Source organism: Ligilactobacillus sp., from assembly GCF_036846325.1.
GTDB lineage: Bacteria > Bacillota > Bacilli > Lactobacillales > Lactobacillaceae > Ligilactobacillus.
This window is the reverse complement of record NZ_DAIUCE010000035.1, coordinates 1-15,102: the sequence shown is the minus strand read 5'-3', so window position 1 is coordinate 15,102 and position 15,102 is coordinate 1. Positions and strand designations below refer to the sequence as shown.

General features: G+C 47.6%; 12 protein-coding genes. All 12 read left to right on the top strand.

Annotated features, from left to right (window positions below):
• Positions 1-195: 195 nt before the first annotated feature.
• Positions 196-759: an aminoacyl-tRNA hydrolase gene (gene pth, locus V7Z60_RS05030; RefSeq protein WP_334116757.1), complete on the top strand. Its 564-nt coding sequence runs from the start codon at positions 196-198 to the stop codon at positions 757-759.
• A 13-nt stretch (positions 760-772) separates the two neighbouring features.
• Entirely contained in the window at positions 773-4,312 is a 3,540-nt protein-coding gene (mfd, locus tag V7Z60_RS05025) for a transcription-repair coupling factor (protein WP_334116756.1), read from the top strand.
• Positions 4,313-5,908, top strand: a complete 1,596-nt coding sequence (locus tag V7Z60_RS05020) for a putative polysaccharide biosynthesis protein (protein ID WP_334116755.1) — start codon at positions 4,313-4,315, stop codon at positions 5,906-5,908.
• Positions 5,905-6,174, top strand: coding sequence for an RNA-binding S4 domain-containing protein (locus V7Z60_RS05015; RefSeq protein WP_334116754.1), 270 nt, complete (start codon positions 5,905-5,907; stop codon positions 6,172-6,174). Before V7Z60_RS05020 ends, V7Z60_RS05015 begins: the two co-directional genes overlap by 4 nt.
• Positions 6,175-6,246: 72 nt before the next feature.
• A complete protein-coding gene (locus tag V7Z60_RS05010; RefSeq protein WP_334116753.1) occupies positions 6,247-6,642 on the top strand; it encodes an FtsB family cell division protein in 396 nt (131 codons plus the stop codon).
• 66 nt (positions 6,643-6,708) lie between these two features.
• Entirely contained in the window at positions 6,709-7,203 is a 495-nt protein-coding gene (locus V7Z60_RS05005) for a S1 domain-containing RNA-binding protein (protein WP_334116752.1), read from the top strand.
• A 59-nt stretch (positions 7,204-7,262) separates the two neighbouring features.
• The gene (gene tilS / locus V7Z60_RS05000) at positions 7,263-8,615 is read left to right on the top strand and encodes a tRNA lysidine(34) synthetase TilS (RefSeq protein WP_334116760.1); all 1,353 of its coding nucleotides are present in this window, start codon (positions 7,263-7,265) and stop codon (positions 8,613-8,615) included.
• Positions 8,616-8,642: 27 nt separating this feature from the next.
• Positions 8,643-9,185 (top strand): hypoxanthine phosphoribosyltransferase, encoded by a 543-nt coding sequence (hpt, locus tag V7Z60_RS04995; RefSeq protein WP_334116751.1) that lies wholly within the window; start codon positions 8,643-8,645, stop codon positions 9,183-9,185.
• Positions 9,186-9,281: 96 nt separating this feature from the next.
• Complete coding sequence (ftsH, locus tag V7Z60_RS04990; RefSeq protein WP_334116750.1) at positions 9,282-11,408, top strand: ATP-dependent zinc metalloprotease FtsH; 2,127 nt, start codon at positions 9,282-9,284, stop codon at positions 11,406-11,408.
• A 165-nt stretch (positions 11,409-11,573) separates the two neighbouring features.
• A complete protein-coding gene (hslO, locus tag V7Z60_RS04985; RefSeq protein ID WP_334116749.1) occupies positions 11,574-12,461 on the top strand; it encodes an Hsp33 family molecular chaperone HslO in 888 nt (295 codons plus the stop codon).
• A 12-nt stretch (positions 12,462-12,473) separates the two neighbouring features.
• The gene (dusB, locus tag V7Z60_RS04980) at positions 12,474-13,463 is read left to right on the top strand and encodes a tRNA dihydrouridine synthase DusB (RefSeq protein ID WP_334116748.1); all 990 of its coding nucleotides are present in this window, start codon (positions 12,474-12,476) and stop codon (positions 13,461-13,463) included.
• Between the two features lie 68 nt (positions 13,464-13,531).
• Positions 13,532-15,025, top strand: a complete 1,494-nt coding sequence (gene lysS, locus V7Z60_RS04975; RefSeq protein WP_334116747.1) for a lysine--tRNA ligase — start codon at positions 13,532-13,534, stop codon at positions 15,023-15,025.
• The last annotated feature ends 77 nt before the right edge of the window (positions 15,026-15,102 follow it).

Below are 15,102 nucleotides of genomic sequence, written 5' to 3'. Positions count from 1 at the left end.
AATAATTTCTATTTTTGATTTTTTAATGTTAGAAAATAATGTATCTTAACCGCGTCGTTGAGCCTTTTTATAATTCATCATCCGGAATTTTGGCAAAGTGTTGCGGCATATTTCGTTTTGAGATTTAAATGAAATCGTTCAAAATCCAGACAGCGCTTACATTGTTTTTCAGAATAATTGTTGAGAGGACAGGAAATGAAATTAATCGTTGGATTGGGCAATATTGGCAGAGAGTATGATGAAACAAGACACAATGCGGGCTTTATGACAGTTGATCATTTTGCCGAGAGGCATGGTCTTGAATTTAACAGGCAGAAATTTGACGCAATGATTGCCGACGGGATCGTTAACGGTGAAAAGGTCATTTTGGCAAAGCCGACAACGTATATGAATGAATCCGGTCGCTCCGTGCGACAGATCGTTGACTTTTACAAACTGGATTCGGAAGACGTCCTGATCGTGCATGATGACATGGATCTTGCAACAGGAAGACTTCGCCTTCGCCAGAAAGGTTCTTCCGGAGGACACAACGGCATCAAGAGCATAATTGCTCATTTGGGCACTGAAAAATTCAAGCGCCTTCGGATTGGAATCGATCATCCGGTAAGGCAAAAGGTCGTTGACTGGGTCCTGACGCGCTTTTCTTCGGACCAGCGCACTGAATTTGACGTTGGGATGAACGAAGCCGTCGATGCGATTGATGACTGGCTTGAAAACGATGATTTCATGAAGACGATGAACAGATTCAACCAGCGATGAAGAGGGGGTATCCATGCAGCTTAACGAGCTACTGTCGAACACGGCCGAAATGGCCGGGTTCTACGATTCTTTAAAGGAAAAGGGCCGTCATATGATAACAGGCGTGAGCGGATCAGTGCGCACGCTTCTTTTGGCGGACCTGGAAGAAAAACTTCAAGTGCCGTTGATCGTTGTCTGCGACGATCTGTTTCATGCTCAATCGCTTGAAGAGGATTTGACAAACGTTTTTGCGGAAGAAGACATTGATCTGTTCCCGGTTGAAGAGAACTTTGCTGCGGCGATTTCCGCGAGCTCACCGGAATACAGGGCTCAGCGGGTCAAAACCTTGCAGAAGATGGCTGACGGGAGCGCCGGAATCGTCGTGACTTCAGTTTCAGGGATAAGGCGCCTGCTTTGTCCGAAGGATTTATGGCTCAGCAGCAGCCTTAAGTTCAGGCTCGGAGAAGAGATCATTCCTGAAAAATTAAAGCAGGAGCTTTGCACGATGGGTTACCGGACGGTCAAAATGGTTGAAAGACCCGGTGACTTTGCCGTCCGAGGCTCGATCTTCGATATCTATGCGCTCAATTTGGAAAATCCAGTGCGCATCGATTTGTTTGATACGGAAATCGACTCTCTCAGGCTCTTCGATTCAGCGGACCAGAGAAGTCTGAAGAAAATCGATGAGGTCGAAATTCTACCTGCAACGGATTTTATCGCATCAGCTCCCATGCTTGAAAAGGGCGCCGCGGTGCTGCAGGAAAAGGTCAGGGAATGCCTGGCGGAACTCGACGATGAAGAAGACGGGAAATTACTGGCGGATAATCTGAGGACGGTCGCAGACGATTGGCATCAGGGCATCCTTGAGCCTGAACATGTCGTTTTTTCAGAAGAACTTTACGGGAAAGGCAAGGCCTCGCTGTTTGACTATCTTTCAGAAGACGGAATAATCGTTTTTGACGATTACAAGCGCCTGAAGGAAAAAGAGCATGAGCTTGAAAAGGATGATGCACGGTGGATGCTGGAAAAAATCGAATCACATATGCTCTATGCCAAGGAAACGCTCGGTTTTGAAATTTCCGAACTCGAGAAGAAGGAGCATCATGACAGAATCTTCATGTCGCTTCTTCAAAAAGGGATGGGCCGCATGAGGTTTGCCTCCCTGACGGATATCAAGTCGCGGAGCGTGCAGCAGTTTTTCGGACAGATGCCGCTTCTCAGGGTTGAAACGATGCGCTACAGGAAAACGAATGAAACGGTCGTTTTCCTGATTTCTGAAGCGGAGCGCGCCAAAAAGACGCTGCAGCTGCTTGATGATTTCGGAATCAGGGCAATCGAAACCGACAGGGACAAGATTGAACAGGGTACTTTTCAGATTGTCGACGGAACCCTTCAAAACGGTTTTGAACTGCCTCTCAGCCATCTGGTCGTGCTGACGGAAAATGAACTTTTCGCAAAAGCCAGGAAACGCCAGCCAAGGCATCAGACCATGAGCAACACGGAGCGCCTGAAGAGCTATACCGATTTGAAGCCCGGAGACTTTGTCGTGCATGTCAACCATGGCATCGGACGTTTCATGGGAATGGAGACGCTCGAAGTTTCAGGAAGACACCAGGACTACATGACGATCGTCTATCGTGACGATGCGAAGCTCTTCATTCCCGTTTCTCAGCTTGACCGCATTCAAAAGTACGTTTCCTCAGAAGGCAAGGTTCCCAGGGTCAACAAGCTCGGAAGCAGTGACTGGGAGAAGACCAAGAAGAAAGTTGCCGCAAAGCTGGAGGACATTGCAGACGAGCTGGTTGAACTGTACTCCAGGCGGGAATCTGAAAAAGGCCATGCATTCCCTAAGGACGACAGTTACCAGAAGGAATTTGAAGATGCATTTCCGTACACCGAAACGCCCGATCAGTTGAGGAGTGCCAGGGAAATCAAGCTTGATATGGAAAAGGAAAAGCCGATGGACCGGCTGCTGATCGGAGACGTCGGCTACGGCAAGACAGAAGTTGCGCTCAGAGCAGCGTTTAAGGCAGTTGAGGACGGCAAGCAGGTGGCCTTCATTGCACCGACGACGCTGCTGGTGCAGCAGCACTATGAAACGATGCTGTCGCGTTTTGAAGGATTTCCGGTTGAAATCGGCGTCTTGTCAAGATTCAGCACTCCAAGGCAGGTTAAGGAAACTCTTTCGAAGTTAAAAAGTGGTGAAATTGACATTATCGTCGGAACTCACCGGCTGCTTTCAAAGGACGTGAAATTTGCCGATTTGGGTTTGCTGATTATTGACGAAGAGCAGCGATTCGGGGTCAGGCATAAGGAAAGGCTCAAGGAGCTCAAGACGTCGGTCGATGTTCTGACGCTGACCGCAACGCCGATTCCAAGAACGCTCAACATGTCGATGCTCGGTGTCAGGGACTTGTCCGTCATTGAAACGGCGCCGCTGAATCGCTATCCGATTCAAACGTATGCGATGGAACAGAATTATGATGTCGTGGCAAGCGGAATCAGACGTGAAATGGCACGGGGCGGGCAGGTGTTTTATCTTCATAACCGGGTTCATGATATTGAAACGGTTGTCGAAACATTGAACACAATCGTTCCGGAAGCAAGAACCGCCTATGTTCACGGACAAATGTCAGAAGCTCAGATGGAAAAAATACTGGTGGACTTCATTGCCGGCGAATACGATGTCCTGGTAACGACGACAATCATCGAAACGGGTGTCGACATTCCGAACGTCAACACTTTGTTCGTTGAAGATGCCGATCGGATGGGACTGGCACAGCTGTATCAGCTCAGAGGACGCGTCGGCCGTTCGAATCGGGTGGCATATGCATATTTCATGTACCAACCGGATAAAGTCCTGACCGAAGAGGGCGAAAAGCGCCTGGAAGCCATTAAGGATTTCACGGAGCTCGGCTCTGGATTTAAAATCGCGATGAGGGATCTTTCGATTCGCGGTGCCGGCAATATGCTCGGCAAACAGCAGCACGGCTTCATTGAATCCGTCGGGTATGACCTCTATACGAAAATGCTCAACGAAGCAGTGGCCAGAAAACGCGGCATCAAGCCGGAGCAAAGGACGGACTGCGAAATCAATTTAAATGTTGAGGCATATGTTCCGACAGAGTATATTGAGGATTCGAGACAGAAAATTGAAATTTACAAGCGAATTCATCAGCTTAACGGCTATGCTGAATATGAAGAGATTCAGGCTGATCTGACCGATCGCTTCGGTGATTATCCTGACGAATGCGCCAATCTGCTTGAAATCGGACTGCTGAAGTTTTACGCCGACCATGCGATGATTGAACGAATCACGCAATACGACAGGAAAATCGAAATCCTGTTGTCGAAGAAGGCAACTGAAAAACTTGGTCTGAGAGAGCTCGTGGCAAGTTTGGACGGATGCGGTCTGAAGTCAACGTTCGGTGAGAAGAACAATCAGACGCTGATTACGCTTCTTTGCGGTGATGAAACCAAGGAAACGCAGCTTTTGTACGAATTGCAGCAGATTGCCGGAAAAATCGCCGGGTCACTGGGCAATTTTCCAAAGGAAGAGGAAATCAAAGCATAGATGAAAAATGAACAAATACAAAAGACGATGCAGGGAGCGGTCATTTTGTCCTGCGCAGGTCTTGCCGCCAAAATTCTAAGTGCGTTCTACCGAATCCCGTTCCAAAACATTGTCGGCAATGCCGGTTTTTACGTCTATCAGCAGGTCTATCCGATTTATGGAATCGGAATGACGTTTGCCCTGAGCGGATTTCCGGTCTATATCTCAAAACTGATTGCCGAGCAGGAAAACGAGCTTCACAGACTGCAGCTGTCGCGCCAGATTTTTTTGGTGCTGGCCTGCTTTGGAATTTTCGTTTTTGCCCTTCTGCAGTTTTTTTCAGAACAGATTGCTTTCCTGATGGGAGATCCGGAGCTTTTCCGGTTGATCAAAAGCGTTTCCTGGATGTTTTTGTTCATGCCGATGCTGGCCGTTCCGAGAGGATATTATCAGGGAACCTTTAACATGATTCCGCCTGCCTTGTCCCAAGTAGCTGAACAATTTGTCAGAGTCCTGGTCATCATCATCTGTGCGGTGATGTTTGCAAAATATGACTGGAATCTTTATTCCATGGGGGCAAATGCGATGCTAGGCTCGACTTTCGGTGCTTTTTTTGCGATGATCTGCATGAGTTCCTTTTACTTTAAGAAGTTCTTCAGGGTCCGGCAAAGCGGGTTCCATGAAGGCTGTGGCATTCTGTTCAGGAAAATGCTTACGGAAGGCCTGGTGATATGTCTGTTTGCAGCAATGATGGTTCTGCTGCAGCTGGTTGATTCCTTTACCGTTATGAATGGTTTGAGAGCATCGGGCATCAGTCTGGAAAAAGCCAGGAATCTCAAGGGCGCATATGACAGAGCACAGCCGCTTGTTCAGCTCGGAATGGCGCTTGCAACCGGCTTTTCTTCCTCGCTTCTGCCGGCGCTTTCAAGCGAACTGGCAGGAAAAAAGGCTGCAGAGTTCAGGCAGACGACAAAAATCATTTTGAGAATCAGCACGGCGATTGCACTGGCGGCAACGGTCGGAATGATTTCGATCATGCCTGAACTCAACACGCTTCTGTTCGGGGATGCTTTTTTGAGCCCGACGATTTCCGCATACGTAGTCAGCATCGTGTTCATTACCTTGATCAGTACTTACAATTCGATTTTGCAGAGCATGAATCTTTTTTCAAAGGCGGCATTTGCGCTTTTATGCGGAATTCTGGTCAAGGCCTGCACGAACGTCCGGCTGATTAGACAATTTGGAATTACCGGCGCCAGCATCTCGACCGTGCTTGCATTGATTGTTTCACTGGCGTTGATTGTTTTCTTCAAGCCAAAGAGCGTCGGCAGCGTTTTTACGGGCGGTTCATTCGTAAAAAGGCTTTGCGCGACATGTATTCTGATGGGCGGTCTGGTCAAGGCGCTGATGGTCTTGTTTGAAAAATTCAGTGCGGGAACTCGCTTTGATGCCGCTGTTGCAACAGCAGCAGGCAGCGTGGCGGGTTGCGTCGTTTTCCTGTTAGGCTCCGTGGCATTTGATTTGTTTGAAAAAGACGAGTGGCTTGCGTTTCCAAAGGGAAGGAAAATATATGGACTGATTCAGAAGTTGAAGAAAGGAAATGAGGAAATAAAATGAGATTAGACAAGTATCTGAAAGTATCGCGCGTCATTAAAAGACGCAGTGTTGCCAAGGAAATTGCCGACAAAGGCAGGATTTCGATCAACGGCAAGGTTGCCAAATCATCGACGGATGTCAGCGTCGGCGACGAACTGGTGATTAATTTCGGCAACAAGACGCTGATAATCAGGGTCAATGAACTGAAGGAAACAACCAAGAAGGATGAAGCCGAGGGAATGTATGAGGTTGTTTCCGAAGAATACAAGGAAGATTACGGATTGTAACCGGTTTTCGATGGATAAGGAAACGTTTTTTTGATATAATCTACTCAAAAATGCGGTTAGTGAGGCAGCGATATGAAAGGCAGAAAAGTGACTGTTTTAGATAACGAGTATTATCAAAAACAGATGGCAATTAAACAAAGGGACGAACACCGGAGAAAAAGGGAACACAGGTATCGCCTTTTTAAAAGGGCCTGTGCAGGCATCCTGCTTTTGTGTGCCTCTTTTTCGGCACTGGTGATCGGGCGTGGAATAGCGGATGAAAACCGGCTCGAAGCTCAGAAGGAGGTTGCGCAGGAGGCATTGAAAAAAGCCAGGCACACTAATTCTTCTCTGAATTTTAAGATAAGGCAGTTAAACGATGAAGAATATGTTCAAAAACTGATCAGGAAAAAATATTTGTATTCAAAGAACAATGAGATTATTTTCAGTTTGCCGGAGGATAATTCTCAAACTGATCATGGCAACTAAACTGATGCTTTAATCATCGATAGTGTATAAATATAAGTAAAATCATGTTATACTAGGGACACAAGAATGTCAATTGAAGTTGGTTCAAAGGTTAGCGGCAAGATTTCAGGAATCACAAATTTTGGTGCTTTTGTTGATTTAGGAGACAAGAAAACCGGACTCGTGCACATCAGCGAAGTTTCTGACGGCTTCGTCAAGGATATTCACGATGTTTTGACTGTTGGCGATAAGGTTACCGTCAAGGTGCTTTCCGTCGGTGATGACGGAAAAATCAGCTTGTCGATTCGCAAGGCCCAGGATAAGCCGGAAGGCGACAAGAAGGACCATCGTCGCAGGGCAGAAGGCGACAGACATAATGACGGTCGTTCTCATGAACGCGGAAACGGTAATCGTCCAGCGCAGAACAGAAAATTTCCACAGCAATCTCACCGCCAGGAACCTAAAAGAAAAGACTTCGATTCATTGCTTGCAGGATTTCTAAAGGAAAGCGACGAACGTTTGACATCTTTGAAACGCAATACGGAAGGCAAACGTGGCGGCCGCGGTGGCCGTCGCTCATAAGGAACATGAGGCTTGGAATTTTTCTCCAAGCCTCTTTGACTGTCTTTTTAAGGTAGGTGATGATCGTGAAGGACAAAACGGAAGTTGAGTTTCAGGCCGAATGGAAGAAGTTGGGTGTTCCTGCAAATGAAACGGTGCTTGTTGCCGTTTCGACAGGGTGCGATTCAATGACTCTCCTGAGTCTCCTGCAGGGACTGCCTGAAAGAATGAGGCCGGCCGTTCAAGTCGCTTATGTTGACCATCAGTTGCGTGAGCAGAGCAAGGAGGAAACTGACTTTATTACGAAGTATTGTCAGGAAAAAGGGCTCGTCTTATTTAAGAGCGTCTGGGAAAAAGAGCTTCACCCGGAAAAAGGCGTCGAGGAATCAGCAAGGAAGTTCAGATACCGTTTCTTTGAGAAAGTCATGGAGGAAACAGGAATCAAGTATTTGCTGACGGCTCACCATTCCAATGATCAGGCCGAAACGATTCTGATGAAGGCGGTCAGAGGAGGTGATCTGGAACAATTGGCCGGAATCAGGGCCTCAAGGACTTTCTTCAACGGGAGACTTTTGAGACCGCTGCTGCATTTTTCAAAGGAAACACTGAGGGAATATGCCGTGAGAAATCAGATCATGTATTTTGAAGACGAAACGAATGCTCTTGATGACGTCTTGAGAAATCGTCTGCGACATCACGTCATGCCTTTACTTGAAAGGGAGAATCGGCGTTTCCTGACTCATGTGGAGGAATTGAGCCTTCAGCTCAATGATTTGCTTGAATATTCCGGCAAGAGGATTGATGATGATTGTCTGCGTTTGAAAGTCGAAGGCGGGTACAGTCTTGAAAAGTGGCGCAGACAGGATGAATCACAGAAAAGACTGACTTTAAAGCGTATTCTAAAGCAGACAGGTGATTTCTCGCTCAAAAAGCAGGAGCAATGCGTTAAAATACTTGAAAACGACTCAAAACCGCAGGGAAGTCTGGCATTGGGCGATTCTCATGCGTTTTTCAGAACCTACGGAATCTTTGGAGTCAGGAAAACCGGGAGAAACAGGCAGGACAGCGAGGATAAAGTTCTTAAATTAGAACCGGGAAAATGGTATAGTTTAAGTGAAAGAGAGAAAATCGGAATTTTCAGGCGGGATAAGATCAATCTCCTGCCGGAAGATGACGTCCTGGAGATTTCATCGCCAAAGGGCCTGCTGCTTCGTCACAGACGCTGCGGAGACGTTTTGAAGACCAGAGGCGGCATGCAGAAGATCAAGAAAATCCTGATAGATAAGAAAATTGCTCTGGATGAAAGAAAAAAACTGTGGCTTGTCGTAAATGACGAAAACCAGGCAATATGGATCGTCGGCGTCAAAAAATCAGATTTGTCACGGGGCTGTGTAAATGCTAAAATTCAATACATAGCAGTCTTTCGAAAATGAGAGCAGGAAAGAGGTTTGAATTTTCAAATGAATAATGATATCAAAGCTGTCTTGTACAGCAAGGAACAAATTGATGAAGTTGCACGAAAATTGGGTGAACGGATCACGAAGGATTTTGAAGGCAAGAATCCGCTTGTCATTTGCGTTTTAAAGGGAGCCGTCCTGTTTATGGCGGATATCGTTCGTCAAATCGACACTTATTGCGAACTTGACTTCATGGATGTCTCAAGTTACGGAAACAATACTGTTTCATCCGGAGAAGTCAAGATTATCAAGGATCTGGACGTTTCGGTCAAAGGCAGAAACGTCTTGATTGTCGAAGACATCATTGATACGGGCCGGACTCTGGCAAGCCTTGTCGAATTGCTGAAGGGCAGGGATGCTGCTTCGGTCAGGATCTGCACGCTGCTTGACAAGCCTGACCGTCGCGTCAAGACGGTTGAACCGGATTACGTCGGATTTGAGGTTCCAAATGAGTTTGTCGTGGGGTATGGTCTTGATTTCCAGGGACACTATCGCAATCTTCCCTATGTCGGAATTTTAAAGCCTGAAATTTACGAAAATATTTAAAGCTTTTTTTTGGTTAACAAAGGTCAAATATGATATTATGAGACTGTTACGATATCCGTTCATTTGGATATCCAGCAGGATGAAGGAGGCAGTCGTTTGAATAATAATAACAATAAAAACGGGCTTTTCCGCAACAGCCTTTTCTATATCGTAATCTTCCTTGGAATAATGGGTGCACTTTACTACGTGTTTGGAAATCACTCCAATTCCCAGTCCCAGCAGATTCAGTCGAGTCAGTTCATTACTGAACTTAAGAAAGGCAACGTCAAGAGCTTTACGATGCAGCCGTCAGGAAGCACGTATAAAGTTACCGGCGTTTATAAAAAAGCTCAAAAATCTAAGGAAACCAGCGGTCTGGTTGGTTTTCCAAGCTCTGAATCAAAGGTTGATCACTTCTCAACGAACGTTTTGACGAACGATTCTTCTGTTGCTCAGATCAAGAAGTATGCAGAGAAGAACAACGTCAAGTACGGGGCAAAGGAAGAAGAGTCAAGCAGCATCTGGATTCAGCTGCTCATATACGTGGTTCCGCTTTTCTTCTTCATCATCTTCTTCTATATGATGATGGGACAGGCCGGTCAGGGCGGCGGCAACGGCCGCGTGATGAACTTTGGCAAGGCAAAGGCAAAGCCGGTTGACAAAAAGAACAATAAAGTACGTTTTTCTGATGTTGCCGGTGCCGAAGAAGAAAAACAGGAACTGGTCGAAGTCGTTGAATTCTTGCGCGATCCGCATAAGTTCCTGGCTTTGGGTGCCAAGATTCCGTCCGGTGTCCTGCTTGAGGGGCCTCCCGGAACAGGTAAGACTTTGCTGGCCAAGGCCGTTGCAGGCGAAGCCGGCGTACCGTTCTTTTCAATTTCAGGTTCCGACTTCGTTGAAATGTTTGTCGGTGTCGGTGCCAGTCGTGTCCGTGATCTTTTTGAAAATGCCAAGAAGAACGCTCCGTCAATCATCTTCATCGATGAAATTGACGCTGTTGGCCGTCGGCGCGGCAACGGCATGGGCGGCGGACATGATGAACGTGAACAGACCCTGAATCAGCTGCTGGTTGAAATGGACGGGTTTGAAGGCGACGAAGGCGTTATCGTCATGGCTGCCACGAACCGTTCTGACGTTTTGGATCCCGCGTTGCTTCGTCCGGGCCGTTTTGACCGCAAGATTCTGGTTGGCCGTCCCGACGTCAAGGGGCGTGAGGCAATTCTCAAGGTTCATGCGAAGAACAAGCCGTTGGCCAAGGACGTCGATTTAAAGATCATTGCCAAGCAGACCCCTGGATTTGTCGGGGCCGATCTTGCCAACCTGCTGAATGAGGCAGCTTTGCTTGCTGCCCGTCGGAATAAAAAGGAAATCGATGCTTCCGATGTTGATGAAGCTGAAGACCGCGTCATTGCAGGTCCTGCCAAACGCGACCGCGTCATCAGCAAGAAGGAGCGCGAAACTGTCGCCTTCCACGAAGCCGGACATACGATTGTCGGTTTGGTGCTGAATGACGCGCGCGTCGTTCACAAAGTTACGATTGTGCCCCGCGGTCGTGCCGGCGGGTATGCAATCATGCTTCCAAAAGAAGATCAAATGCTTCTTTCAAAGAAGGATCTCAAGGAACAGATTGCAGGTCTCATGGGCGGTCGTGCAGCCGAAGAACTGATTTTCAATCAGCAGTCTTCCGGCGCGTCAAACGACTTCCAGCAGGCAACGCAGCTTGCACGCTCAATGGTGACTGAATACGGGATGAGCGAAAAACTTGGCCCCGTTCAGTACGAAGGGCAGAGCGGCATGTTTGCCGGAGATTATGTTCCCGGACAACAGCCGTTCTCGATTGATACGTCAAACGCCATCGATTCTGAGGTCAAGGCCCTTTGCGAAGAAGGAATGGCAACTGCCAAGAAGATCATCGAAGAACACAAGGAGCAGCATCGCATTATTGCGGAAGCCCTGCTTGAATATGAAACGCTTGATGAAAGACAGATTCTCAGCCTGTATAAGACGGGCAAGATGCCTGCGCAGGCAGAAGACGAGTTTCCTTCTGAAAAAGCCGCAACATTTGAAGAGGCTAAGGAAGCACTCATCAGAAAAGATGCGGTCAAGCAAGAGGAAAGCCATCGTGATGAAGTCAAGGACGAGTTCCCTTCGGAAGAAAGCCTTAAGCAGGATGATTCTGAAGATTCGAACAAATCCGAGAATGAAACGGATGAACCGAAGAATGATGATGACAAGGACGAATAGTCCGTTGAATCCTTAAATTAAACCCCTGCCTGATTTCGGGCAGGGGTTTTGTCTTATGAACCGGTGGAAAATCCGGTTAGGGACGGCCGATGAGTGCCTGTCTTGTTTTGAAGATAAGTTATATGTTAGAATAACTGATTGGATACATTGAAAGGAAGATACTGAATGTCTGATTATTTAGTTAAAAGCTTGGCTTGTGACGGTCATTTGCGCGCATATGCAATTGATGCGACAGAAACGATCAGAGAAGCCCAGAAGCGTCAGGATACATGGAGTGCCGCATCGGCAGCACTTGGCAGAAGCATGATCGGAACGCTGCTTCTGGCAACATCATCACTTAAGGGTGATGAAAAGATGACAGTCAAAATCAACGGCAACGGACCCGTTGGCGGAATCGTAGTTGACGGAAATTCAAAGGGGACGGTCAAGGGCTACGTTCAAAACCCGCACGTCCATCTGCCGCTGAATGACAAAGGCAAAATTGACGTCAAGGGGGCCGTCGGAACGGAAGGCTTTCTGGCCGTTACGAAGGATTACGGCTTGAAGGAACCGTTCACGGGACAGGTGCCGCTTGTTTCCGGCGAAATTGCCGAAGACTTCACTTATTATCTAGCAAAATCGGAACAGATTCCTTCATCTGTCGGGCTGTCCGTTTTTGTAAATTCCGATAACACGATCGGGACGGCCGGCGGGTTCATGATTCAGGTCATGCCAGGATGTCCTGATGAAATTCTGGACAAACTCGAACATACGCTTCAAACGATCACGCCGATTTCGACAATGATGCATAACGGATTGAAACCGGAAGACATTCTCAAGCGTCTGTTTGACGAGGATGAGCTTGAAATTCTTGAAAAAATGCCGGTTTCCTTTGAATGTGACTGTTCAAAGGAACGTTTTGCCGAGGCAATGGCAAGTCTGCCCAAAAAAGACATTGATGAAATGATTGAAAAAGATCATGGTGCCACCGCAATTTGTCACTTCTGCTGCAATGAATATCATTTCACGGAAGATGAATTGCGTGAAATCGAAAAAGAAGCAAGAGAAAGCTGATGAGGTGAAGAAATGGAGTGGAAAATCGGTGACGTCACGATCCCCAATCAGGTCGTCGTGGCTCCAATGGCCGGAGTGACGAACGTTGCATTCAGGCTGATCTGCAAGGAGTTTGGTGCGGGTCTTGTTGTTTGTGAAATGATTTCCGACAAGGGAATCCACTTCAGGAACAAGAAAACGCTTGGGATGCTGTTCGTCGATCCGGCGGAACATCCCGTCAGCGTGCAGATTTTCGGCGGCAGCAAGGAATCCCTGGTTGAAGCTGCTCAATTCGTAGCTGAAAATACAAATGCCGACATTATTGACATCAATATGGGATGTCCGGTTCCAAAGGTTACGAAGACCGATGCCGGCTCAAGATGGCTGCTTGATCCGGACAAGGTTTACGAAATGGTGGATGCGGTAACGCATTCGATTGACAAGCCGGTAACCGTTAAAATGAGAACCGGTTGGGACGAAGATCATATTTATGCAGTTGAAAATGCCTTGGCGGCTCAGGAAGGCGGTGCCAGGGCATTGGCAATGCACGGCAGAACGAGAAAGCAATTGTATTCAGGACATGCAGACTGGGACATTCTCCATGAGGTTGCCGGCAGAGTGACGATTCCCTTCATGGGAAACGGTGATGTCAGAACGCCTCAGGATGCAAGGAAAATGCTTGATGAGGTCGGATGCGACGCCGTGATGATCGGGCGTGCAGCATTGGGCAATCCCTGGATTTTAAAGCAGACCGTGCATTATCTTGAAACGGGAGAACTTTTGGAAGAACCGACGCCGGATCAGAAAATCATCGTTGCAAAGGAACATTTGCACAGGCTGGTTCTGGCCAAGGGTGAGAAAATGGGGCCAAAGGAATTTCGTTCCCAGGCAGCGTACTATTTAAAGGGCATTCCCCGTTCCGCAAGGGCCAAGGCGGCTTTGAACAGTGCGGATACCGAAGAGGAAATGCATGAAATCTTTGACGGCTTTCTGGCTGACTATCAGGCCAGGGCCGGCAAGTAGCATAGCTTTGCAGGTAAGACATGTGATATAATTAAAAAAGTGTGAATAAAAGAAAGTGAGGACTAATAATGGCTAATGAACAAACCATGAACGATCAAATGCGCGTCCGTCGCGAAAAGATGCAGGAATTGCGCGACGCGGGCATTGATCCATTCGGCCATCGTTTTGAACGTGATTCCATGAACCGGGAACTTCATGAGAAGTATGGCGACATGGACAAGGAAGAATTGAACGGCAGGGACATTGTCGTAACGATCGCAGGGCGCATGGTTGCCAAACGCGGTAAAGGTAAAGTCGGTTTTGCCGATCTTCAGGACAAGACCGGCAGAATGCAGCTTTATATCCGCAAAGATGAGGTCGGAGAAGACATGTACCATATCTTCAAGCGCTCTGATCTTGGTGATTTCCTGGGGATTACAGGTCAGGTCATCAAGACTGACATGGGTGAGCTGACCGTAAAGGTGACAAAGCTCACTTTCCTTTCAAAGGCGTTGCGTCCGCTCCCTGACAAGTATCATGGTTTGCAAGACATTGAACAGATTTATCGTCAGCGCTATCTTGACCTGATTACGAATCGCGAAAGCTACGATCGCTTTGTCAATCGCAGCCGCATCGTGACAGCGATTCGCCGCTATCTTGACGAAAACGGCTTCCTCGAAGTTGAAACGCCCGTCCTGCACACGCAGGCCGGCGGTGCTTCTGCCCGTCCGTTCATCACGCATCATAATGCACTTGATATCGAGCTTTATCTGCGTATCGCACTTGAGCTGCATTTGAAGCGTCTGATTGTCGGCGGGATGGAACGAGTTTACGAAATTGGACGCGTTTTCCGCAATGAAGGCATCGATACACATCACAATCCTGAATTCACCATGCTCGAAACATATGCCGCATATTTTGACTTCAAGGACGTCATGGATGAAACTGAAGGCATCTTCAAGGCTGCCGCAAAGGTCGTTTCAGATAACAGCATCGTGACGTATCAGGGAACGGAAGTCAACTTTGACAAGCCGTTCAAGCGCGCCCACATGGTTGATCTGATCAAGGAATACACCGGCGTTGACTTCTGGAAGGAAATGACCATTGAAGAAGCCCGCAGGATTGCGGACGAACATGGTGTTCATTACGAATCCTACTGGAAAGTCGGTCACATCATCAACGAATTCTTTGAAGAATTCTGCGAAGACAAGATTGTCGATCCGACGTTCGTTTATGGCCATCCTGTCGAAATTTCTCCGCTTGCCAAGAAGAATGCCGATGATCCCCGTTTCACGGACCGCTTCGAACTTTACATTCTCGGTGGCGAATACGCGAATGCCTTCACGGAATTGAACGATCCAATCGATCAGCGTCAGCGCTTCGAAGCTCAGGTTGAGGAAAGAAAGGCCGGCAACGATGAAGCAGAAGGCATCGATGAAGACTACATCGAAGCAATGGAATACGGCATGCCTCCGACAGGCGGTCTTGGCATCGGAATCGACCGTCTGGTAATGCTTTTGACAAATGCAGAGTCGATTCGCGACGTCCTGCTGTTCCCGACGATGAAGACAATCGAAAAATAATCAGATTCCGTCAAAAGGACATTTCCCCGAGGGGAGGTGTCCTTTTGATTTTCAATGGGGCAAAAACGCAGGACATC